Below are 21,988 nucleotides of genomic sequence, written 5' to 3' on the forward strand. Positions count from 1 at the left end.
ATGCGTTAGGCATTGACCATGTTCACACGACACACAGCCCTCGCCATTCTCGCCGCTTCTGTCCTATCGGCCTGCGCCTCTGTTGATTTGCCGGATATTGATTTCATGGGGAAGTCAGATTTCAATGAAGAAATTTCGGCGCTCAATCCGGATTATGCCAGCCCGGACGAAGTGCCAGATATTCCAAATGACGTCCGAAGCGCTTCCGAATGGGACAAATCGGCGCGCGAAATGCAGGATCTGTACGGGGAGTTTGAAGTTCCGGACCTAGAACCGGCTTTAACGCCGGAGGAGTTTGATCGGCAATTTGAGCAGGCCCAGGATGCGTCCGGAGCCTATAAACAAGATGACCCGTCATGAATTGGCCCGTTCCCGATAAAACGTTCAGAGACGAATTTTACCGCATCCAGCGATTGCCACCTTATGTGTTCGCAGAGGTCAATAAGCTAAAAGCTGAGCTCCGCGCCGACGGGCAGGATATAATCGACTTTGGTTTCGGCAACCCTGATCTTCCAACCCCAAAACACGTTATCGATAAGCTTATCGAGACCGTCCAAAAGCCGGGTGTCACAGGTTATTCTGCTTCGCGCGGGATCAAGGGTCTGCGTCAGGCCTGCGCTCGTTATTATGACCGCCGTTTTGATGTAGCGCTTGATCCAGAGACGCAAGTTATTGCCTCAATGGGATCAAAGGAAGGGTTTGCCAATCTGGCGCAAGCCATCACTGCGCCCGGTGATGTGATCTATGCCCCTGATCCTTCTTACCCGCTGCACGCCTATGGCTTCATCATTGCGGGCGCGTCGATCAAGGGCATTCCGGCGATCACGGCTGACGAATATCTCGCGGGCGTGAAAAAAGCGCTGGCCGAGGACGAAAAGCCACCCATGGCGATCGTCGTCTGTTTCCCGTCGAACCCAACCGGAATGACTTGTGAATTGTCATTCTATGAAGAGATCGTCGCGATTGCAAAAGCCAATGATATCATCATTCTATCTGACTTAGCTTACTCGGAAATTTACTTCGGTGACCCGCCGCATTCGATTTTTGAAGTCCCGGGATCTCGGGACATCTTGGCAGTCGAGACGACGTCTTTGTCTAAAACCTATTCCATGGCTGGATGGCGGATGGGGTTTGTGGTCGGGCATGAAAAACTGATTGGAGCTTTGACACGGGTCAAATCCTATTTGGATTATGGCGCGTTCACACCTGTTCAAGTGGCCGCCTGCGCCGCCTTGGACGGACCGCAGGATTGTGTTGAACATGCGCGCGCGATCTATCGCGCGCGACGTGATGTGATGATTGAGAGTTTTGCGCGTGCTGGCTGGGACAATATCCCGTCGCCTGATGCGTCAATGTTTGCGTGGGCCCCGCTGCCAGAAGCCTACCGGGACATGGGGTCACTCAAATTTTCGAAATATTTGATGAAAAACGCTTCTGTGGCCGTCTCGCCAGGTAACGGGTTTGGTGATCACGGCGAAGGTTATGTCCGCATTGCATTGGTTGAAAATGAACAACGTATCCGGCAAGCTGCCCGAAATATAAAACAGATGATGCTGCGCGACAGTGCTATCGCGACAGATTAAGACTGAGCGCGCGACCCCCAGAAAGATTTTCGAGGAATGACAATGACGAAGCTACGATTCAATGCAAGCCTAGCCGTGCAAGCGGCTCTGGTCACAGAACAAGCCGCAATTGCTGCGTCTGATATGGTCGGCCTCGGGCGCGAAAAAGCCGCGGATCAAAAAGCCGTTGATGCTATGCGCCGGGGCCTCAATGCGCTCGATATTCGCGGACGGATTGTCATTGGCGAAGGCGAGCGTGATGAAGCGCCAATGCTCTATATTGGTGAGGAAGTCGGCACGGGGCAGGGACCGGAAATCGATATTGCTCTGGACCCGCTTGAAGGCACGACATTGACCGCAAAAGCGATGGCCAATGCCTTGGCCGTCATGGCCTTTGCGCCGCGCGGTGGGCTATTGTTTGCACCGGACGTCTATATGGACAAAATTGCTATTGGACCCGGCTATGGGGCCGGCATAATCGATCTCAATGATAGCGCCTCAGATAATGTGAAACGCTTGGCCGCAGCCAAGGGCGTGAAGCCATCCGACATCACTGTTTGCGTGCTGGATCGTTCGCGTCACGCTGATATTATTACCAGCCTCCGCGACATTGATGCGCGGGTTCGCTTGATTACAGATGGCGACGTACAAGGCGTTATCGCAACAACCGACCCTGATACGCAGACTGATATGTATATTGGTCAGGGCGGCGCCCCTGAGGGCGTTCTTGCGGCTGCAGCGCTGCGCTGCATTGGTGGACAGATGCTAGGTCGCCTTCACTTCCGCAATGATGACGAAATTGGTCGTGCCCGTCGCGTGGGTATTGATGATCTGGATAAGACCTATGACTTAGAAGGTCTCGCGTCAGGTCCGACGATTTTCTCAGCGACCGGCGTGACTCAAGGTTCGTTGCTGGACGGGGTGAAGGTCAAAGAAGGCCGTGTCCACACGCACACACTTATTATGAACTCTGTCGATAATGCTGTGCAGCGCCTTCGGTCGTCACGGCCTTACAAAGCCGGATGAGTGAAACCCAAACCTTAACTCCTGCCTTATTAGGCGTTGAGCATTCACTTCTGGGACGAAAATGGATCGCCCGTGCCGCAGACGCTGACGTTACGGCGGTTCAACAAACGTCCGGTCTTGACCGCGTTCGCTCGGCCTTATTGGCGGGGCGGGGCGTACCGGGGGCGGACGCAGCGCGCTATCTTAATCCAACCCTGAAAACAGATCTGCCCGACCCCTCAATTCTTACGGATATGGATAAGGCTTCCCGACTGATTCTAGATGGGATTGAGGCAGGGCAGAAGATTACCCTGTTCTCTGATTATGATGTCGATGGCGGAACGTCTGCGGCACAAATGATCCGATGGGGCCGGGGCCTTGGTTATGACTTTGGCCTCCACGTCCCTGACAGACTACGGGATGGCTATGGCCCCTCTCGCGCCGCTTTCGAAAAGCTCAAGGGCGAGGGTGTCGATCTGGTGGTTACGCTGGATTGTGGGGCTGCCGCTCACGAGGCTTTGCAGGGGGCTGCGGCGATAAACCTGCCCGTCATCGTGATTGACCACCATTTGATGGACGGGCTTCCACCCGCCGAAGCCATCGTAAATCCCAACCGCCCCGATGATGACAGTAAGCTTGGGCACCTAGCCGCTACGGGCGTGACTTTCATGCTCGTCGTGGCACTCAACCGGGCTGCCAAACAGCGCGGGCTACGCCCCACGCTCGATATTCGCGAACTGCTGGGTCTCGCGGGACTGGGAACTGTCTGTGACGTTGTGCCGATGATCGGCCTTAATCGTACCTTGGTTCGCCAAGGGATGAAAGTCATGGACCGACAGCGTATCGCGGGCCTCAATGCGCTCGCGGCCGTGGCCAAAGCGGCCCCGCCCTTCACTACCTATCATTCCGGTTTTGTTTTGGGCCCCCGAATCAATGCCGGCGGCCGAATCGGGAGATCCGAAATGGGGGCCGAATTGCTCTCCACCGATGACCCCGCCATCGCAACGGCGCATGCGTATGAATTAGACCGCTTGAACCGTGAACGCCGCGCGATGCAGGATGACATGTTACGCGCAGCAACGGAACAGGCCGAGCGACAAGATAACCGGGCCATCATCATTGCCGCGATGGATGGATGGCATCCCGGTGTAATTGGTATTGTCGCGGGCCGCTTGAAGGATCGATTCGAACGTCCCGCCATCGTAATTGGCATTGATGAAGACGGCGTCGGCAAGGGGTCTGGACGGTCTATTTCAGGGGTCGACCTTGGGTCGGCGTTTAATAAAGCCAAGAAAGCGGGATTGCTTGTCTCCGGTGGGGGTCATGCGATGGCTGGAGGCCTGACCGTCGATGGCGCACGGGTCGGGGAATTGACAGAGTGGCTTGAAGACGAATTGTCCGCAGATGTCGCTGCATCACGAGCCGCCCCTGTCTCAAAAGTGGACCTGAGCCTCGCGCCGAGCGCCGTGGACTTAGCGCTTTTGGACATTATTGATTCGGTTGGCCCTTATGGACCGCAAAACCCGGCACCCATATTTGCGATTTCCGACGTTCGAATCGCTTTCGCGAAGGCTTTGTCCGGCGGACATGTCCGGTTTAGCGTCGAAGGGCGGGGCGGGGACCGTCTCTCAGGTATATTATTCCGAGGGGATGAGACAGATTTGGGCCAAGCCCTCTTAGATGCAGGCGAAAAAAGGGTGCATTTGCTCGGTCAGATCAAACGAAATCACTATCAGGGACGGGAAAGTGCCGATTTTCACCTGCGTGATATGGCTTGGGTTTAGGCAAAAATGTAAAAGACTGCATTTAATGATGCCATGAAGCCTCTTTTTCGCTTGAAAGCCGTGACCCGCTTTCATATATGGCGGCTCGCAACTGCGTGGTCCCTTCGTCTATCGGTTAGGACGCCAGGTTTTCAACCTGGAAAGAGGGGTTCGATTCCCCTAGGGACTGCCAGTTGCTGTTTTCCTCCCTATACTCTTCGTGATTTCAAGGTGAGCTGCCGCTCAAGGCTAGGTTCAGAATTGAATCCTGCACGCAAATCGCGTTACAATAATCGTCTCGTGTAACTTTAAGCAAACACACGCGAGATGAAGAACAGACCGAGTATAAAATACGCACCCCCGAAAATTGGTATCATAGAGGATCTTTACAAGATCGCTTTTCCGATCGACATTAGCGGCGCTGGAGCAATAATTAGAAGCGCCCCTTCAACGGCCACGACCCACCCGAGTGCAGTTATTAGTACGCGCCAATCGGCAGACCAAATATTGTGAAAAGCAATTACCGATAAGCCACCAAGGAGCGTCAAAATTCCGCTCAAGAATAGAACCGAAGTGTTACTGATGAAGTTTTCCATCAAAACCACGAACCGCTTACGGTCGAGGATCATGGGTATTGAGCAACAAGTCAGATAAGCTCCAAATAGAAGAGCGAGAAAAGATGAAACTGACATTGACGCCACCGTAACTGACTTAATCATAACGGACTCTCAAATAAGGTTTTTGACTCTCATCACTTTTAAAAGGGAAGGGGGCTTGGTTCTAACGAAACACACGCAGACCCCAACCTTACCGCCAAGGGATGCCAAGTGGATCGTTTTGTTATACCCATCCCAAGCTCTCAAAGGGACCGCGTTAAAACCGATAAGACGCGGAATGTCTTTGGCCCGTCAGTCGATTGGGCTGCAATGAAATTTCTACCTGACAGTCCTGCCCCGCAGGGTTAGAGATACCGTCATGAAACGCGCTCTTCTCACTTCCCTTTTTATCGCTCTATCGTCTCCGGCACTCGCCCAGACGGCTCAAGACGATGTCGTTGATTTCGGCGCCCCGGTTTCGCTGACGATTGTCGCGGAAAACGGCACGCACGAATTCATGGTCGATGAAGCCAAAACCCTCGCTCAACAAGCCCGCGGCATGATGTGGCGCGACTCCATGGGCGACGACGAGGGCATGATCTTCGAATTCGAAGAACCGAAGGTCGCAACGATCTGGATGAAGAACACAGCTATTCCTCTCGATATCCTGTTCGTTCGTTCGAACGGTCAAATCCTTAAAATCGAACATATGGCCCAACCTTATAAACTTCGCTCAGCCAGTTCTGAGGCTGTCATCGCCTCAGTGGTCGAATTGAAGGGCGGACGGGCGCTAGAACTGGGGATTAAACCCGGAGATGTGATTCAACATCCATTTTTCGGCAGTTAGACGGTTGCGCATAGCGTGGATTGGGCTAAGAGCCGCCTCGTCTGGAACGGGGAGTAGCGCAGCCTGGTAGCGCATCTGTTTTGGGAACAGAGGGTCGCAGGTTCGAATCCTGTCTCCCCGACCAGACCTTAAGTCTGAGAAATTAGTCTCTCAGCCCGCCCCAACCGTAAGTTCGTCTTAATCCCTCACGCTTAGCGTAGGTCCAAAGAGGACCTGCGTTATGATACCCCAACACCCCGGACTAAAGCAGGCCATGGCACCCGGTGGGTCAAACCGGCGCCCGCTCACACAGATTGAAGTTGGGCGTATTCTGAACGTTGGCTCCGCTGAAGCCATCATTTCCATCAATAAGTCGGTCATCCGCGACAATAAGCTAAGCATCGCGCAAATCGGCACAATGCTAAAAATCCTCACAAGCGATTCGATTGTTGTGGGAATGGTGTCATCGCTTAAAATTGGCTCGTCCGACACAGAGGGTATGGCCGATGGGTGTCACGCCACGTTGAATATTCTCGGCGAGATCAGCACAAACGCGACGACACGAGAAACGAAGTTTAATCGTGGTGTGCGGACGTTCCCCGTTTTGGGTGAAGCCGTTTACACAATGTCCGCCACAGACCTGCAGATCATTTTCTCAAAAGAAACATCGCCTTGTATTGAGATTGGTCGTTTGCAGCAGGACAATTCGATCATTGCCAATGTTCGCATTGACGACATGCTATCCAAACATTTCGCGATCATCGGATCGACCGGTTCAGGGAAGTCTTGCACGGTCGCACTTATCCTTCAGGCAATTCTCAGTGCAAGCCCGGCAGGCCATGTCGTCCTGTTTGACCCGCATAATGAATACTCCAAGAGTTTTGGCGACCGGGCTGAAGTCATTACCGGCGAAACGCTCGATCTTCCTCTGTGGATGTTTGATTTTGTTGAGACCGTCGAGTTGTTGACATCCGACATTGAAGATCAAGCCCGCGAGGAAGAAGAAATTCTCAATGATGTCATCCTCATGGCAAAACGGCTCTTTGATCGCTCAATGGCCCACAATGACACCAGTGCTCAAGTCAAACTTGATGATGTTGAAATGGAGCTCCAACGCGCGACGCATATTTCGCTCGATAGTCCCGTGCCGTACCGTATTCGTGATGTTGTAAAGCTCATTGATCACGAAATGGGTAAGTTGGAGAACAGCTCTAATCTTCAGCCTTACAAGCGCCTGAAGCGCCGAATTCAGTCTCTCATGGCGGATCCGCGCTATGCTTTCATCTTTCGCAATCAAGCCAAACCACGGCCCTTAGAAGAAACGATCGGCCGGATTTTCCGCTTGCCTGTGAATGGCAAACCAATTTCAATTCTCGACTTTTCATCGATCCCATCGGAGACACTCAATATCGTGGTCGCCGTTGTCAGCCGCTTGGCATTTGAATTAGCGACTTGGTCAGAACGTAAAGTCCCCATTCTGCTCGTGTGTGAAGAAGCCCACCGCTATATCCCGCGGGATGCGAGCCAAGGCTTTCATGCAACGCGCCGGATTATCTCACGAATCGCAAAAGAAGGCCGAAAATATGGGGTTTCACTGGGAATTATTTCTCAGCGTCCATCAGAACTAGAGCCCAGCACATTGTCGCAATGTTCGACCATATTTTCGATGCGATTATCCAACGAAATCGATCAGAATTTTGTGCGTGCGGCTGTGCCAGACGGGGCGGCGGAGCTCCTCACATTCTTGCCGTCTCTGGGCACCGCTGAAACGATGGTTTTTGGTGAGGCCGTGAACCTGCCGATGCGGGTCCTGCTTAATAATCTGCCAGAAGAATATAGACCGCACAGTTCCAGCGCCTCGTTCACGAAACTGTGGGCGCGCGACACATCGACACCGGAAATGATGGAAAGGGTCTATGCCAGTTGGAAAACGCGGACGCATCGTGATAAATCGGGGGGCATTGCGGAGCCTGTTTTCCACTCGGCCCCGCGCGCTGTTGCGCCTAACCCCGCCGAGTTAACATTAGCGCAGCGTGTGGCGGCTGCGCCGTCGCTACAACGGCCAAGCCATGACGCCGGGCCCAGTAAACTAAATGCCATACGCAACCAGCCGCAATCTGGACGCGAGATAAAAAATCTTCTCAACGCAGCCTTCCACCGCGAAACGTGAGTAACAAATAATGCGGGCAAAGGTGCGGCACAGCGATGCGGTGTCTTGCATCACGCGCGGAGCGGGGCTAACGCCATCTTATGTACGCGAAAATCTACAGACCCCGTCCATCGGCTATGAGTTCTGGTCGAGCCAACACTCATAAATGGCATTTTGAGTTTGAAAGTGCGGAGCCACGCTCTATCGACCCGCTAACGGGGAACGCTGTGTCAGCGGACACGCGCGAACAAATCAAAATGATGTTTGATACGTTGGAAGAGGCTGTGTCCTACGCCCAGTCAAATGGCATTCCGCACCACGTGCTCGGAACGCAAGATATGAAGCGTATTCCACGGTCTTATTCGGAAAACTTCGCGTTTGATCGCAAGTTACCTTGGACTCATTAGTCCGGCACTTGTGCCGAACGATCAACTGGGGTCCCGTAGCTCAACTGGATAGAGCACCTGATTTCTAATCAGGATGTTGGGGGTTCAAGTCCCTCCGGGATCGCCATTTTCTGTCTCATAAGTATTGTTGATCGCTGCAACAAAGAGAGAGAGAGGTAATGGAGCTTAAAACTAAAGACGGAAACTAAGGCTTAGAAGCGTTTTTAAACTTATTGTGACGGCGTGGGTTCTATCGTGGGGCGCTCTCTTCGGGTTTATAATGATCCTTTTAGTTTCAATGACGCTCATATCAGGCGAAATGACAGTTAATGATGAACTTGTTCAAGGGCGCGGAGACGCGCTTGTATCCATGTTGCCACTCATAATTTTTTTTCCAATTATTGTCGTATTCCTCGCCCTGTTTTTTTGGGCAATGCTGGTTGACGGGCTGTGGCTATATCGCCTCAAACGGCCCATTCGGGTTTCTGCTGAATAAGGCTTTTGAACGTCTGACAAAGACAGGCGGTTTATCCGGTCTGTAGTTTAAGTGCCTGAGCAGAGGCTCTACTGATCTGTCCGAAAGACGGACCACCCCGTAAGCTCAACTAAACGTTCCAATGCATTTGAACCCAGCTGTGAATTGCCTTGTGAATTGAGGCCAGGGAACCACACTGCGATCGACGCAATGCCCGGAGCGATGGCTAATATACCACCCCCCACGCCCGATTTTCCGGGCAGGCCAACGCGGTAGGCAAATTCACCTGATCCATCATAATGACCACACATCATCATCAAGGCCAAAATACGTTTAGCCCGCTGCTGTGATATAATTGTATCGGATGTTCCGGGGGCTCTACGACCGCCGCACATCAGGTAACGGCCCGCCGAGGCCAGCTGGTGACAACTCATCGATAAAGAACAGAGGTGGAAATAAACGCCCAGATTCCGCTCAACTGTATTTTCGATATTACCATACGCGCGCATATAATTCGCGAGTGCCCGATTTCGAAACCCGGTCTCGTTCTCACTTTTCGCGACGGCTTCATCAATCGTGATCGTATCGTCGCCCGTCACCGTATGCATGAAGCGAAGAAACTCACCTAAAATTTCGCGGGGCTCGTAACGACCCAGAAGGATGTCAGCGACGACAATGGCCCCAGCATTGATGAACGGGTTACGCGGAATGCCTTGTTCCCACTCTAGCTGCACAATTGAGTTAAACGCACTGCCGGAGGGTTCCCGCCCGACCCGGGACCACAGCCCGTCACCGACAAAGCCCAAGGCCATCGTGAGTGAGAAGACCTTGCTGATACTTTGAATTGAGAATGCGACGTCGGCATCGCCAGACATGTAACAATTTCCGTCATGGTCTATGATTGTCATGCCAAAATGGGATGGTGAAACAGACGCTAATGTCGGGATATAGTCAGCGACAACCCCACGCTCGCTCTGCTGCGCCATCTCATCAGCGATTTGGTCGACGACGATTTGTAGATCAGGCTGTTTCACGGGAAATGCGCGTCCAAAAAGTCCAGAAAGGCGGGCCAGTCCTCTTTAACAACACCGTGAGTTCCGGGCCGCAACCAATAGGCTTTACGATCGCCGGGACGGAAGTCGGCTGGGGTCGCAGCCCCAAACGCGACGCCCCATGCCGCCTTAGCCTCTTTGTACGCGCCCCAGGGATCACCCCATACATCTCTGCGCGCATTACCTAGCAATACGGGTTTATGGCCCGTCAGAGCCAATAGATCGGCCGGACGAACGGGCAGGGCCTTTGGACGATCTTGGTATCGGTTTAGGCCCTCTCCAGCCCAGTGGGGGTAGCCTTTCACAAGAGCGTCCAGCGGCTCGCCCTCTTTATCATCTAGCGCTGACGCGCCAAGCGTTCCGCTTTGATGGGCAATGACGGCGTCAATGTCGTCAGACCACGCTCCGGCCAGTAGGGCGGTTTTGCCAAAGCGGGAATGGCCGTAGGCGATCATAGGACGCTCGCCGAACTCTGTGTCGATGTTTCGTGCGGCGACAGTAAATAAGTCGGACCAAACCGCCAAAGCTCCCGGACGATTGGCGTGATTAGGAAATAAGGCATCCAAAGCTGCTAATCCAGCTTCGCCGCGATCCGGCACAAACTGGCTTGGATACATAGCGGCGAGCCCATAGCCGCGATCAAGAATATCTTGTAGCGGGGGTTGAACGATGTAGCGGCCAAAAATTTTGACCATTAACATCCCGAAGAAGCCGCCGCCCGAACAGGTAGAATCAACATCATCCGGTGGGCGAACGCCCGCGAGGGGGATGACACTATTGTTCGGGCAAAAGTTCTGAGACAGAATGACAGGGGCGTTCGGAACATCGGTCGGCAACACCAAAATCAAATCCATGTCCCGTGCATCCGCGCCATAGCTGACCCGCAATCGCCATTGGGCAACAGTCGCTGGCGACGTCAACGCCTCTGCGGGGCGCTGCTCAAATGAAACGATCTCAACCGTGGGGCTGAGGTCCATCTCGCCATAAATTTCTGTTTCAAGCAGTGCCCGCGCGCGGATTTCGGGTAAATCCACGCGTGCTGGCATCTGCCAGTTTTTCGGTAGATCTGTCGGCGCTTGTTTTAAGATTGTTCGCGCCGTCGTGCAGGACCCCAGCGCGATTGCGCCGGCAATCGCTGCGAGCTTTAAGAATGCCCAAATGGCCTCAAGAAACTTTCGCAAACGCCTGTTCCACATCATCTTTTAGATCGTCGACATGTTCGAGTCCGCAGGCAAAACGGATGATGGGGCCGGCAAAAGCCTCCCCAAACCGTCGCTTGAGTTGTGGGTTACAATGAATAGCGAGGCTTTCAAAGCCGCCATAGGAAAAGCCAATCCCAAACAGGTGCAACGCATCAATGAATCGGTTGATGTCCGCGGTGGGGCGCGGCGTTAGAACAATACTGAAAAGGCTGCCGCACCCTGAAAAATCACGCGCCCAGAGTTTATGATCGGGGTGGGTTTCTAAGGCCGGTTGAAGCACATCTAAGACTTGTTCGTGGGATTGCAGCCACCGGGCGAGCGTCTCCGCTGTACGTTCCTGCTGTGCAAACCGTGTCGCGACAGAGCGGAACCCGCGCAAAACCTGATAGGCATCATCCGGTGAACTGGCGACACCCATTTGCTTAGCCGTTGCGGCGAGTTTTGCGCCATGTTTCGGGTCGGCGCAAATTGCGGCGCCGAACAAAAGGTCGCCATGTCCGCCAAAATATTTAGTCGCGGAATGGGTCGAGATGTCCGCGCCCAGCTTAAGCGGATTGCACGCCAGACCCGCAGACCATGTATTATCGACGATAGAGATGACGCCGCGTTTTCTGGCTTCCGCGCAAATCGCTGGAATATCTTGAATTTCAAAGGTGAGCGATCCCGGGGACTCAAGGAGAACCACCGCCGTATTATCGCGAATAAGCGTGCTGATACCCGCGCCGATACGCGGATCGTATAATTCCGTCTCAACATCCATCTGTTTGAGGAACGTTTGACAGAAATGACGTGTCGGGCCGTAAGCGCTGTCGGTCAGGAGCACATGATCGCCAGGTTTCACAAAGGGCAGAATGGGCTGCACACACGCCATGACGCCCGACGGGTATAGCTGACAGGTCGCGCCGCTTTCCAGTTCAATAAACAGCTCGCATAAGGCGTCATGAACATTCGTGCCATGTCGGCCATAGCCGCGCACATCGGTTCGGTAGAGGTCTTCGGACTTCTCAAACAGCAGCGTGGACGCGCGTTCAATACCCGGATTAACAGGCGTACCGAGGCCGGGTGTGGGGCGCCCCATATGAGCGAATTTTGTCTGTCGGTCGGTCATGCGTCAGTCTTTATTGGCCAGTCTCTATCGGAAGGCTGTCGTCAGGCCCCCATTCCGCCCATGATCCTTGATAGACACGGACGTTCTTGGCCCCGCAACGAGTGAGGGCAAAGGCGAGTCCCGACGCAGTTACGCCAGACCCACAGGTGGTGATTATGGGACTATTGAGATCAATTTCTTGCTCATCAAAAAGGTCCCACAGGGTTTCCTGATCATGGAAGGATCGACCTGATTTAAGGGTCGGGAAGGGGATATTTACGCTGCCCGGAATATGACCTGCGCGGCAGTTAGGGCGGGGCTCTTCGGCGTCGCCTGCAAACCGTGCGGCGGGGCGCGCATCGATAATCTGCGTCTCTGTTCCTAGCGCGGCTAGTACATCTTCTTTCGTCGCATTCATCAGCGCAGGGTTGGCGCAGGAACCGAAAAAAGATGCGGTCGGTTTCGGGCTTTTAGGCACCGTGTCGCCCCAACCCTCAACCAAGACCGCCTTGCATCCATGCGACCGCAACATCCACCACACCCAAGGCGCAGAAAATAATCCGACCCGATCATAGACGGCGACGGGTTGCTCACCGCGAAGTCCACAGAGGCCGAAAACTTTTGCGGCTCCGCTCAGGCGTTGCGCAATGTTAAAGGCCTTTATGGCGTCCGTATCAACGATATGACTGGTCCCAAAAAGGTAATCATCAAGCGGGTCTGTGCGTGTTGGCATTACCCACGTTGCGTCAATCAGATCATAGCCATTCGGAATATCGGCGGCGTGTAGAGAAATCATAGCCAACACGGGACAGGCAATCCCTTTTCCCTGAGGAATTCAGGATTGTAGACTTTGGACTGATAGCGCTGTCCATAGTCACAGAGGATCGTCACGATTGTGTGGCCCGGCCCCATTTCACGCGCCATATGGATCGCACCGGCAATGTTAATGCCGGAAGAGCCGCCCAAACAAATTCCTTCTAACTGATTGAGTTCAAAGATGACCTGCAACGCTTCCGTATCGCTAATACGATAAGCCCTGTCGACAATGACGTCCTTTAGGTTTGCCGTAATCCGACCTTGTCCAATACCTTCTGTGATCGAATTGCCTTCGGTTTCCAATTCGCCGTGATCATAATAGGCGAACATTTTTGATCCATAAGGATCTGCAACGCCGATTTTGATCTCAGGGTTATGGGCTTTTAATCCCATCGACATTCCACCCAATGTTCCACCCGACCCAACGGCGCAGACGAAGCCGTCAATATTGCCCTCAGTTTGGGTCCAGATTTCCTGCGCCGTGCTATCAATATGCGATTGGCGGTTGGCGACATTATCGAATTGATTGGCCCAAATGGCGCCATTCGGTTCTGTCTTGTTCAACTCTGCGGCGAGTCGTTCAGATACATGCACATAATTGTCCGGATTGGCATAAGGCACGGCATCGACTTCAATAAGTTCAGCGCCCAGGAGTTTTACAGCGTCTTTTTTCTCTTGGCTTTGCGTGCGCGGCATAACGATTTTGCAGCGATAGCCGAGCGCGGAGCAAACCATCGCGAGACCAATGCCCGTATTGCCCGCTGTGCCTTCGACAACGACACCGCCGGGGCGAAGCGCACCACTGGCTTCCGCGTCACGGACAATCCATAAGGCAGCTCGGTCTTTAACGGATTGACCGGGGTTCAAAAATTCGGCTTTGCCGTAAATATTGCACCCCGTCATTTTTGAGGCGTCCTGCAATTTGAGCAGAGGCGTATTACCGATAAGGTCGATGACTGAATTGGCTATCATAAGAGCATCTTTGCCAGCGTTAGGGTTATATTACTACCGCTTATCCCCATCAGGAATTTGTGAAGTCGGCGGTCGGTCTGTTGCCGGAACAACCGGACTATCTTCGACCTCAATAACATCAAAACCATCAAGGACTTCCGTCCGTTTGGGTAAGGTGCCGGACGCGATCAGTGCCTTGACCCGCGTGACGGCATTCTGTTTCAAGTCTTCATAAAACAGATTGGACGGCAAAGTCCGAAACTTCGCCCCAATCTGAATCGGGCGGCGCAAGGATCGAGACCGGGGTTTATCAACCAAGAGGATGCCGCCCTGACACTGTGCGCCGACCTGATTGGGACGGGCAGCGGGCCTAATATCCGGCTCTAGCCCTTCGGCAGCCACCCCACCCAAATGTAAGCGTTCAGGGGCGTAATCCTCGGCCCGGCTCCAAATCAGTGGGTTGATGCAGAGCAGACGCCGACCATTCACGCTACGAAAATTATGTCCGTCATGAACCAGTAGCCGTTCCATAAAGCGCTCAGCGATCACGTGCTCACCCGGCATAAAAGCCCCGAAGGCGGCAATGCAGCCTGTGTCTTGTGACGTCTCACAGGGTTTCAGCATGCCAAAGGCGGTGTCAAAAAGATCCAATGGCACAGGGTAATCAATGATATAGGCGACCGCTAATCGGGCCGTGAGCTTTGGGTCATTGGCGAAATAATCCTGCAACAGGCGAATCAAATGGGCCGCCCCTTGATTATGCCCAACCAAAACAATTGGCCGTTCCGGCGGGTTTTGTTTCAGGAAGATTTCAAACGCCCGCTTTACATCTTGATAGGCGAAATCTTGCGCCAGTCGGGCATCCTCTCGGGTCGTCATGTAACTATAGAGCGAGGCTTGGCGGTAGAAGGGCGCGAACAGACGTCCAGCCTCGCCATAGGGGGCAACATAATTAGGGCGGACGATCCGTTCTAATTTTGACTTCCGGCGTAAATCATCAATCGGCAAAACATAATGTTCGCCGCCGCGATAGACGCTCGGGACAATAACGAACGCGTCGCCTTGTTCATTCAAGGTGAAGGGATCAACACTCAGATCGGGTTGGCTTAGCCAGCTTCCTGACAACGCGTAGTCCGGGGCTTCTGGTGGGTCATAGGTCTGGAACGGCTGCCGCGGGTCCTGAATAGTTTGAAAAATATCGTCGCGGTAAAACCAGGCTAAAGCCCCGGCAATAATGAGCGTAGCAGTGACAGCCCCTATCACCATTTGCCAGGCGGCAATGCGGCGTCTGCTATTATCGCGTTTTGCCATCTCCGTATACGACCTTCCCGCTATCATTTACCGTCTCTTGTCGTCATAAGCATGCAGGGGATTGGCGGCAAGCAGACAAGGTATCTAGTCATGACGGGCGCACGCATCGAAACGAAAGCTCATAAGGTTCCGCGTTTCAGTGTTGTCCGCTGGTTCCGAAACCGGTTGTTCGCAGGAATCCTTGTTGCGCTTCCAATTGTCGCTGTCGTTTGGATGGTGAGCAAACTCATTAGTGCGATTGATGCGGCGGTGTGGGGCATTCTTCCTAATGCGCTTGACCCCTCGAATTATTTCGATTTCCCATTTTTCTGGTTGCTTGCGCTGGTCTTGGCGGTTCTTGGACTGGCTCTACTGGGCGTTATTGTCTCGAATCGCGTTGGCACTAGTATTCTTAGAGCGGGCGAGGCAGTCTTGGCCCGCGTCCCTGTCATTTCGCCAATCTACAATGGTATCAAGCAAATCTTGAATACAATTGCTCAACAAAAGGACCGGGCATTTCGCGATGTCTGCCTGATTGAATACCCTCGCAAGGGCATCTGGGCGATAGGTTTTGTGACGGCTGATTTATCCGGCGCACCCGAAACAACGCTCAAAGAAACGGGCAAAGATTTCGTCTGCGTTTTCCTTCCAACCACACCGAACCCGACGTCTGGTTTTCTTCTCTTCGTCCCCACGGACGAAATAAAATTACTCGATATGACACCAGAAGAAGGCGCGAAAATGATCATCTCCGGGGGGATGGTGTCCTCTAATGAAGCCTTAGAGAAATTTGTAAAAACGGACCCGACCGTTCCGTTAAATGACAAGACGCTGGCGGAATAGACGCTATCCGGCCCGCATCATCGCGATGCCGTAATCCTGCTCAAACAGATAAAGAAGGACCCTTGCGGCCTTTCCGCGATCGCTCTTCAGTGCCGGATCTTGCTGAATCAAAAGCCGCGCGTCCTGTGTGGCTGTTTCCAACAAATCACGGTGCTTATCGAGATTAGCAAGACGGAAACGCGGTACGCCGGACTGGGCTGAGCCTAAGAGGTCGCCAGAGCCGCGTAATTCCCAGTCTTTTTCGGCGATCAAAAAGCCATCTTCGCTTTCACGCAATATGTTCAAACGTTCTTTGCCATTATGACTGAGAGGCGATTTATACAGCAGGATGCAACTACTCTTCTTATCGCCGCGACCCACCCGGCCGCGTAACTGGTGCAGTTGCGCCAGACCGAAACGCTCCGCGTGTTCAATCACCATGACGGTGGCGTTTGGCGCGTCGACGCCCACTTCGATTACGGTCGTCGCGACCAAAATATCGTAACCGCCCGCTTTGAATGTCTTGCTGATCGTTTCTTTATCGCTCGCGGACATCCGCCCGTGCAGCAGTCCAATTCGATTGCCGAAAATGGCTGTCAGTTGTCGGTGGCGGTCTTCAGCCGATGAAAGGTCGCTGACTTCGCTGTCTTCGACCAGCGGACAGACCCAATAGACCTGATCGCCTTTCTTAACCGCGCGGCCCGCTGCGTCGATGACATCATCAAGACGTTGTAAGGGCAGGGCAACGGTCTCGATCGGTTGACGTCCGGCGGGTTTTTCATCCAAAATTGAGATGTCCAAGTCACCATAGCTAGTCAGGGCAAGGGTGCGGGGGATTGGCGTCGCGGTCATCACGAGGAGGTCAGGTGCATTGCCCTTCTCCGTCAGGCGTAAACGGTCACGGACACCGAAACGGTGCTGTTCATCAATAATGACGAGCCCCAATCGATCGAATTCGACCCCATCTTGGAAAAGGGCGTGGGTGCCGACGACAACGTCAATATGGCCTTCGGACAGACCGCCATTGATCGCTTTGCGGGCTTGGCCCTTATCGCGCCCTGTGAGCGCTTCGACGACGAGCCCTGCCGGCTCCAGCATCGCGCTGAGCGTGTCGGCATGTTGCCGCGCAAGAATTTCAGTCGGTGCCATGACAGCGACCTGCGCACCCGCTTCACAGGCATAGGCACTGGCCAGCGCAGCAACGAAGGTTTTACCCGCGCCAACATCGCCTTGAAGCAGCCGCGCCATGCGGGATTCAGTGCTCATATCGGCTTTGATTTCCTCGAATGCGCGCGCTTGCGCCCCTGTCGGCGGGAAGGGTGAGGCCCGCAGGACATCCTCGACATATTCCCCCTTGGCGATCAACGCGTCACCTTTGAGCGCGCGATTATGCTCACGCACCAAGGCCATCGCGACTTGTTTTGCGAGAAGCTCGTCATAGGCGAGGCGTTTGAGCGGCGGTGCGCTAGGCGAGGCGTCAATAATATGGTTGGGCTGGTGCAATCGCAGGATGGCTTCGTTGAAGCTCGGCCAGTCATTTTGTTTAAGAAAATGACTGTCGATCCATTCAGGCAGCGCTTGACCCAAGCCAACGGTTTTTAGGGCCGACCAAACGGATTTCCGCGCCACTTTAGGCGAAAGTCCGGCCGTCAAAGGATAGACAGGTTCAAATTTGGGCAAGTCATCGGCATGTTCCGGGTCGAGCACATAGTCAGGATGGCTCATTTGTGCTTCGGCATTGTAAATTTCGACTTTGCCGGAAATTAGCTTTTGTGCGCCTTCCGGAAACTGCCGTTCCAACGTCGAGCCATAGGCCTTGAAAAAGACCAGCGTCATCTCTCCGGTCTCGTCATAGACGCGAATACGGTAGGGCTGAGACCGCGTTTTGCCTGGCGTATGCCGCCCCACCGTAATTAAGATGGTTGCGACATCGCCTTGCATGGCCCCGGCAATGCCCGGTCGATTGGACCGATCGATCAGGCTGCTTGGCGGAGTTAATAGGAGATCGCGCAGACGCGCCGGGTTACGAACGGAAAAGGCGCGTTCTAAGCCTTCGCCGACTTTGTCGCCGACGCCGGTCAAAGAGCGGACATTGGTAAACCAAGGATTGAGGATAGCAGGTCTCACAGACCTGATTTGGCGTGACATCACCGCCCATGCAAGCGTTCAAGCAGGCAATAGGTCGTGACAGAGCAAACGGGTTTGATTAGGGGCACGCCCATGCCGGACATTAACGAGACAATCGATTGGGAAACCCGCCGGAAACGGTTGATCCACCGCGCCCATTATCGGGGCTTCAAAGAAGCTGATCTGATTCTGAGCGGGTTTGCCCGTACGCATGGGCCGAATTTCACGCACGAAGACATTCTGACGTTTGAAGACCTGTTGGGCGCCAAGGATCACGATATTTATGCGTGGATTACGCAAACTCTTCCCGTGCCCGCGCAACATGACACGTCGCTGCTCGCGCGGTTACGGGCGTTCAGACCCGTTCTCTAAAATGCAAATTCAACTCTCACGATATGTCGGGCCCGACCATCGGCTAACGGCGGCTGGCTTACCAGAAGGCGCAGATGCGCTCGTCGTGACTCGCGCCGCGGTTAAAACATCGGGCCGTGTCTTATTCGTTGCCCGGGACGATGCCCGCGCCGCGTCCTTCACCTCAGCCTGTCGGTTCTTTGAGCCGGGTATTCCGGTCCTGAACCTGCCGGCGTGGGACGCCTTGCCCTATGACCGCGTCTCGCCAAGTCGCGTCCTCGCCGCCAAACGGGCGGGTGCACTTTATAGCTTGCTGGCGGTCAAAGCCTCTAAACCGCTCGTTATTGTCACAACTGTCTCTGCGATGATGCAACGCGTGCCGCCGCGCAGCGTCATAAAAGCCGCTGGATTTCGCGCCAAAGTCGGCGATGATGTTCGTCGGGAAGATCTAGAGGCTTACCTCTCGCGTAATGGCTACATTCGCGCGTCCACGGTTGTCGAACCGGGTGATTTCGCCGTTCGCGGCGGATTAATCGATATATTCCCGCCGACACGTAAACACCCCCTTCGGCTGGACTTCTTTGGTGATGAGTTGGAAAGCCTGCGTGAATTCGATGTGGATACGCAGCGCACGACCAATGCGCTTAAGAGCCTCACCCTCGCGCCTGTCAGCGAAGTCTTTATAGAAGAGGACACGATTAGCGAATTTCGCAAAGGGTATATCGCGGCTTTTGGCGGCGGTGTCAGTCGTGACCCAGTTTATTCTGCCGTAATCGACGGGATCCGTCCGCAAGGGATCGAACATTATTTGCCGCTTTTCTATTCTTACACGGAAAGCATCTTTGATTACGTCGGCACAAAAGCCATTATTGCTTTTGATGGTCTCGCCAATGAAGCGATGGGCGAGCGCGAAGCTCTGGTTGAAGACTTCTACACGTCCCGGAAAGAACATCAGGATGCCCGTGACACTGGCTCGGGCGACCCTGCCAAAACGGCGGGACTTTATCGACCCCTGCCCATTGATGCGCTCTACATTCCACCGATTGAGTTAAGTGACATTACGGCCCCCTTGCGGGTCCGTCAGCACACCGCCTTTGACGCGCCCGACGAAGGCGAAAAGGTTGATTTCGGCGCGCGTATTGGACGGAGCTTTCTGGCGGAGCGTCAGACCGAAGGCGTCAATGTGTTTGATTCCGTCGCGCGACATGTCGAAGCGCTACGGGCTACGAAAAATCGGGTCTGGCTCGCGGCTTGGTCGGAAGGATCGCGCGAACGCCTGACTAATGTGCTCGATGATCAAGGCTTGATTGTTCCCAAGGCGCGTGATGGTCGCGCGGCGTTCGATGTTGAACCCGGTGAGGTAAGAGCGGTGATCCTGCCGCTTGAGCAAGGCTTCGTCATGGGCGACCTGACGGTGATTTCTGAGCAGGACATTCTCGGCGATCGTTTGGTCAACCGCGGGCGTAAACGTCGAGCCAAGAATTTTATCGCCGAAGCGAGCGCGCTTAACCCGTCTGACCTCATTGTCCATATTGATCACGGGGTCGGGCGGTATCTGGGTCTGAAGACACTCAAAGTCGGCGGCGCGCCGCATGATTGCCTCGAACTGGAATACGCGGGTGACGCCAAGCTTTATCTGCCCGTCGAGAATATCGAGCTCCTGTCACGGTACGGTAATGCGAACGAGAACGCGGTCTTGGATCGTTTGGGAGGTGTCGCGTGGCAATCCCGCAAGGCCAAAGCCAAAGGCAAGCTGCGCGAGATGGCGGCTGAGTTGATTATTATCGCCGCAAAACGGGCGATGCGGACGATTGAGCCGATCGAGATGGATGAGGGCGCCTATAATGAATTTGCCGCGCGCTTCCCTTACGCCGAAACGGATGACCAACTGAATGCCATCAGCGATGTTTTCGCTGATCTGACATCCGGGCGGCCGATGGACCGTTTGATTTGCGGCGATGTTGGCTTCGGTAAGACCGAAGTCGCGTTGCGCGCCGCCTTTGCCGTCGCGATCACGGGACGGCAGGTCGCTATTGTCGCGCCGACGACGTTACTCTCTCGCCAGCATTTTAAAACCTTCTCAGAGCGCTTTCGCGGGATGCCGATCAAAGTACGGCAACTTTCTCGCCTTGTTCCTGCGGCCAAAGCCAAATTAACGCGTGAGGCGCTCGCTAAGGGCGAAGTCGATATCATCATTGGCACTCACGCTGTCTTGGCGAAAAGCGTGGCGTTTCAAAATCTTGGCTTGGTCGTTGTCGATGAAGAACAACGTTTCGGAGTCCGCCATAAAGAGCGCCTGAAATCACTGCGCGCCGATGTTCACATGCTGACGTTGACGGCAACACCAATCCCGCGGACCTTACAAATGGCGCTGACAGGAATTCGAGATTTGTCTCTGATTGCAACGCCGCCCGTCGACCGTCTCGCGGTTCGCACTTATGTCCTACCCTTTGACGAAGTGTCCATCCGCAAGGCACTTTTGCGCGAAAAATATCGCGGCGGGCAGAGCTATTATGTCACCCCGCGCATCGCCGATATTGGCCGCATCGAAGCGTTTTTGCGGGATCGTGTTCCCGAAGTAAAATATGTCATCGCGCATGGGCAGATGTCGCCTGGCGCTCTCGATGATATTATGAGCGCTTTTTATGATGGGCAGTATGATGTGCTGGTATCGACGTCGATCATCGAGAGCGGGATCGACATTCCGACCGCCAATACGATGATTATCAACCGGGCGGATAAGTTCGGTCTAGCACAGCTTTACCAGATGCGTGGTCGCGTCGGCCGCTCCAAAACGCGCGCCTACGCCTATCTGACGATGCCGGATGAGCATGTGGCCTCTAAAGGCGCGATTCAACGCCTCAAGGTCCTGCAGTCTCTGGATACGCTTGGCGCGGGCTTTAGCTTGGCCAGCCATGATCTCGACATGCGCGGCGGCGGCAACCCACTGGGCGAGGAACAGTCCGGTCATGTCAAAGAACTCGGTGTAGAGCTGTACCAGCATATGTTGGAAGAGGCGGTGGCGGAGTTAAAACAGGATGAGAGTGTGTCCGATCAAAATTGGACTCCGCAAGTCAATCTCGGTATCGCCGTGCTCATCCCCGAAACCTATGTCGAAGACCTGAACCTGCGCATGTCACTCTATCGCCGGATATCTGACCTTGAGAATGATGAGGACAGCGAAGCGCTAACGGCGGAAATGATCGACCGTTTTGGCCCGCTACCCGACGAAGTCGATGCATTGTTAAAAGTGATGAAAATCAAACGTCTATGTCGACGGGCTCATGTTGAAAAAGTCGATGCAGGGCCGAAGGGCGTTGTCTTGACGATGCGCCACGAGGACATCAAAAACCCGTCCGTTGTCATGAATGCGATCACGCAGAACAGCGGATGGCGTCTAAGACCGGATCAGACGATCTTGGTGCGAGGGAATTTCGACACGCCTAAAGCGCGGGTCCAGGGCGGAGAAAAAGCCGTGAAAGCTTTGATCGCCTAGAAGGCGGTTTCACCCTGTTTCTCGAAACGTCT

General features: G+C 54.1%; 17 protein-coding genes and 3 tRNA genes. 13 read left to right on the plus strand and 7 right to left on the minus strand.

Going from position 1 to position 21,988, the window contains the following annotated elements:
- Nucleotides 1–18 precede the first annotated feature (18 nt).
- The 10 genes from IE105_RS01995 to IE105_RS02040 all read left to right on the plus strand — a co-directional run bounded on the left by IE105_RS01995 (nt 19) and on the right by IE105_RS02040 (nt 8,414).
- Nucleotides 19–360 (plus strand): hypothetical protein, encoded by a 342-nt coding sequence (locus IE105_RS01995; RefSeq protein WP_189494859.1) that lies wholly within the window; start codon nt 19–21, stop codon nt 358–360.
- Nucleotides 357–1,583, plus strand: coding sequence for an LL-diaminopimelate aminotransferase (locus IE105_RS02000; protein WP_189494861.1), 1,227 nt, complete (start codon nt 357–359; stop codon nt 1,581–1,583). Before IE105_RS01995 ends, IE105_RS02000 begins: the two co-directional genes overlap by 4 nt.
- 42 nt (nt 1,584–1,625) lie before the next feature.
- Entirely contained in the window at nt 1,626–2,588 is a 963-nt protein-coding gene (gene glpX / locus IE105_RS02005) for a class II fructose-bisphosphatase (protein WP_189494863.1), read from the plus strand.
- On the plus strand, nt 2,585–4,351 hold the full coding sequence (recJ, locus tag IE105_RS02010; protein WP_189494865.1) for a single-stranded-DNA-specific exonuclease RecJ: 1,767 nt from the start codon (nt 2,585–2,587) through the stop codon (nt 4,349–4,351). Before glpX ends, recJ begins: the two co-directional genes overlap by 4 nt.
- Nucleotides 4,352–4,448: 97 nt before the next feature.
- A tRNA-Glu gene (locus IE105_RS02015) sits at nt 4,449–4,523 on the plus strand.
- 782 nt (nt 4,524–5,305) lie between these two features.
- Complete coding sequence (locus IE105_RS02020; RefSeq protein ID WP_189494867.1) at nt 5,306–5,773, plus strand: DUF192 domain-containing protein; 468 nt, start codon at nt 5,306–5,308, stop codon at nt 5,771–5,773.
- Nucleotides 5,774–5,820: 47 nt separating this feature from the next.
- Nucleotides 5,821–5,897, plus strand: a tRNA-Pro gene (locus IE105_RS02025).
- A gap of 96 nt (nt 5,898–5,993) precedes the next feature.
- On the plus strand, nt 5,994–7,922 hold the full coding sequence (locus IE105_RS02030) for an ATP-binding protein (protein ID WP_189494870.1): 1,929 nt from the start codon (nt 5,994–5,996) through the stop codon (nt 7,920–7,922).
- A gap of 80 nt (nt 7,923–8,002) precedes the next feature.
- Nucleotides 8,003–8,308, plus strand: coding sequence for an NADH dehydrogenase ubiquinone Fe-S protein 4 (locus tag IE105_RS02035; RefSeq protein WP_189494872.1), 306 nt, complete (start codon nt 8,003–8,005; stop codon nt 8,306–8,308).
- A 29-nt stretch (nt 8,309–8,337) separates the two neighbouring features.
- A tRNA-Arg gene (locus IE105_RS02040) sits at nt 8,338–8,414 on the plus strand.
- Between the two features lie 437 nt (nt 8,415–8,851).
- On the opposite strand, the gene IE105_RS02045 is transcribed toward IE105_RS02040, so the two are convergent.
- The 6 genes from IE105_RS02045 to IE105_RS02070 are packed head-to-tail and all read right to left on the minus strand — an operon-like array spanning nt 8,852 to nt 15,181.
- The gene (locus tag IE105_RS02045; protein ID WP_189494875.1) at nt 8,852–9,796 is read right to left on the minus strand and encodes a glutaminase; all 945 of its coding nucleotides are present in this window, start codon (nt 9,794–9,796) and stop codon (nt 8,852–8,854) included.
- Nucleotides 9,793–10,995, minus strand: a complete 1,203-nt coding sequence (locus tag IE105_RS02050; protein ID WP_189494876.1) for a hypothetical protein — start codon at nt 10,993–10,995, stop codon at nt 9,793–9,795. The genes IE105_RS02045 and IE105_RS02050 overlap by 4 nt, the downstream gene beginning before the upstream one ends.
- Nucleotides 10,979–12,124: a cystathionine beta-lyase gene (metC, locus tag IE105_RS02055; RefSeq protein WP_189494878.1), complete on the minus strand. Its 1,146-nt coding sequence runs from the start codon at nt 12,122–12,124 to the stop codon at nt 10,979–10,981. The genes IE105_RS02050 and metC overlap by 17 nt, the downstream gene beginning before the upstream one ends.
- A 10-nt stretch (nt 12,125–12,134) precedes the next feature.
- Complete coding sequence (locus IE105_RS02060) at nt 12,135–12,899, minus strand: sulfurtransferase (RefSeq protein WP_189494880.1); 765 nt, start codon at nt 12,897–12,899, stop codon at nt 12,135–12,137.
- Nucleotides 12,896–13,891, minus strand: a complete 996-nt coding sequence (locus tag IE105_RS02065; RefSeq protein ID WP_189494882.1) for a cysteine synthase A — start codon at nt 13,889–13,891, stop codon at nt 12,896–12,898. Before IE105_RS02065 ends, IE105_RS02060 begins: the two co-directional genes overlap by 4 nt.
- 33 nt (nt 13,892–13,924) lie before the next feature.
- Nucleotides 13,925–15,181, minus strand: a complete 1,257-nt coding sequence (locus IE105_RS02070; protein WP_189494884.1) for a DUF3089 domain-containing protein — start codon at nt 15,179–15,181, stop codon at nt 13,925–13,927.
- Between the two features lie 90 nt (nt 15,182–15,271).
- On the opposite strand from IE105_RS02070, the gene IE105_RS02075 reads away from it, so the two are divergent.
- The gene (locus IE105_RS02075; RefSeq protein WP_189494886.1) at nt 15,272–16,003 is read left to right on the plus strand and encodes a DUF502 domain-containing protein; all 732 of its coding nucleotides are present in this window, start codon (nt 15,272–15,274) and stop codon (nt 16,001–16,003) included.
- Nucleotides 16,004–16,006: 3 nt separating this feature from the next.
- Here IE105_RS02075 and recG read toward each other — a convergent pair whose 3' ends face one another.
- Nucleotides 16,007–18,130, minus strand: coding sequence for an ATP-dependent DNA helicase RecG (recG, locus tag IE105_RS02080; protein WP_189494887.1), 2,124 nt, complete (start codon nt 18,128–18,130; stop codon nt 16,007–16,009).
- 72 nt (nt 18,131–18,202) lie between these two features.
- Here recG and IE105_RS02085 point away from each other — a divergent pair, with 72 nt between their 5' ends.
- Together IE105_RS02085 and mfd are read left to right on the plus strand one after the other, a co-directional pair.
- A complete protein-coding gene (locus IE105_RS02085; RefSeq protein ID WP_189494889.1) occupies nt 18,203–18,481 on the plus strand; it encodes an FAD assembly factor SdhE in 279 nt (92 codons plus the stop codon).
- Nucleotide 18,482: 1 nt separating this feature from the next.
- Nucleotides 18,483–21,956 carry a transcription-repair coupling factor gene (gene mfd, locus IE105_RS02090; RefSeq protein ID WP_189494891.1) on the plus strand — a complete coding sequence of 1,158 codons (3,474 nt, stop codon included), beginning with the start codon at nt 18,483–18,485 and terminating at the stop codon, nt 21,954–21,956.
- Nucleotides 21,957–21,988: the final 32 nt, after the last annotated feature.

The sequence above is a fragment of the Algimonas arctica genome, from assembly GCF_014652695.1.
GTDB lineage: Bacteria > Pseudomonadota > Alphaproteobacteria > Caulobacterales > Maricaulaceae > Litorimonas > Litorimonas arctica.

Bases quoted from the DNA above. Each gene is read 5' to 3' on its own strand.
- IE105_RS01995 (WP_189494859.1), top strand. From the start codon at position 19: ATGTTCACACGACACACAGCCCTCGCCATTCTCGCCGCTTCTGTCCTA.
- IE105_RS02000 (WP_189494861.1), top strand. From the start codon at position 357: ATGAATTGGCCCGTTCCCGATAAAACGTTCAGAGACGAATTTTACCGC.
- glpX (WP_189494863.1), top strand. From the start codon at position 1,626: ATGACGAAGCTACGATTCAATGCAAGCCTAGCCGTGCAAGCGGCTCTG.
- recJ (WP_189494865.1), top strand. From the start codon at position 2,585: ATGAGTGAAACCCAAACCTTAACTCCTGCCTTATTAGGCGTTGAGCAT.
- IE105_RS02020 (WP_189494867.1), top strand. From the start codon at position 5,306: ATGAAACGCGCTCTTCTCACTTCCCTTTTTATCGCTCTATCGTCTCCG.
- IE105_RS02030 (WP_189494870.1), top strand. From the start codon at position 5,994: ATGATACCCCAACACCCCGGACTAAAGCAGGCCATGGCACCCGGTGGG.
- IE105_RS02035 (WP_189494872.1), top strand. From the start codon at position 8,003: ATGTACGCGAAAATCTACAGACCCCGTCCATCGGCTATGAGTTCTGGT.
- metC (WP_189494878.1), bottom strand. From the start codon at position 12,124: ATGACCGACCGACAGACAAAATTCGCTCATATGGGGCGCCCCACACCC.
- IE105_RS02060 (WP_189494880.1), bottom strand. From the start codon at position 12,899: ATGATTTCTCTACACGCCGCCGATATTCCGAATGGCTATGATCTGATT.
- IE105_RS02065 (WP_189494882.1), bottom strand. From the start codon at position 13,891: ATGATAGCCAATTCAGTCATCGACCTTATCGGTAATACGCCTCTGCTC.
- IE105_RS02070 (WP_189494884.1), bottom strand. From the start codon at position 15,181: ATGGCAAAACGCGATAATAGCAGACGCCGCATTGCCGCCTGGCAAATG.
- IE105_RS02075 (WP_189494886.1), top strand. From the start codon at position 15,272: ATGACGGGCGCACGCATCGAAACGAAAGCTCATAAGGTTCCGCGTTTC.
- recG (WP_189494887.1), bottom strand. From the start codon at position 18,130: ATGTCACGCCAAATCAGGTCTGTGAGACCTGCTATCCTCAATCCTTGG.
- IE105_RS02085 (WP_189494889.1), top strand. From the start codon at position 18,203: ATGCCGGACATTAACGAGACAATCGATTGGGAAACCCGCCGGAAACGG.
- mfd (WP_189494891.1), top strand. From the start codon at position 18,483: ATGCAAATTCAACTCTCACGATATGTCGGGCCCGACCATCGGCTAACG.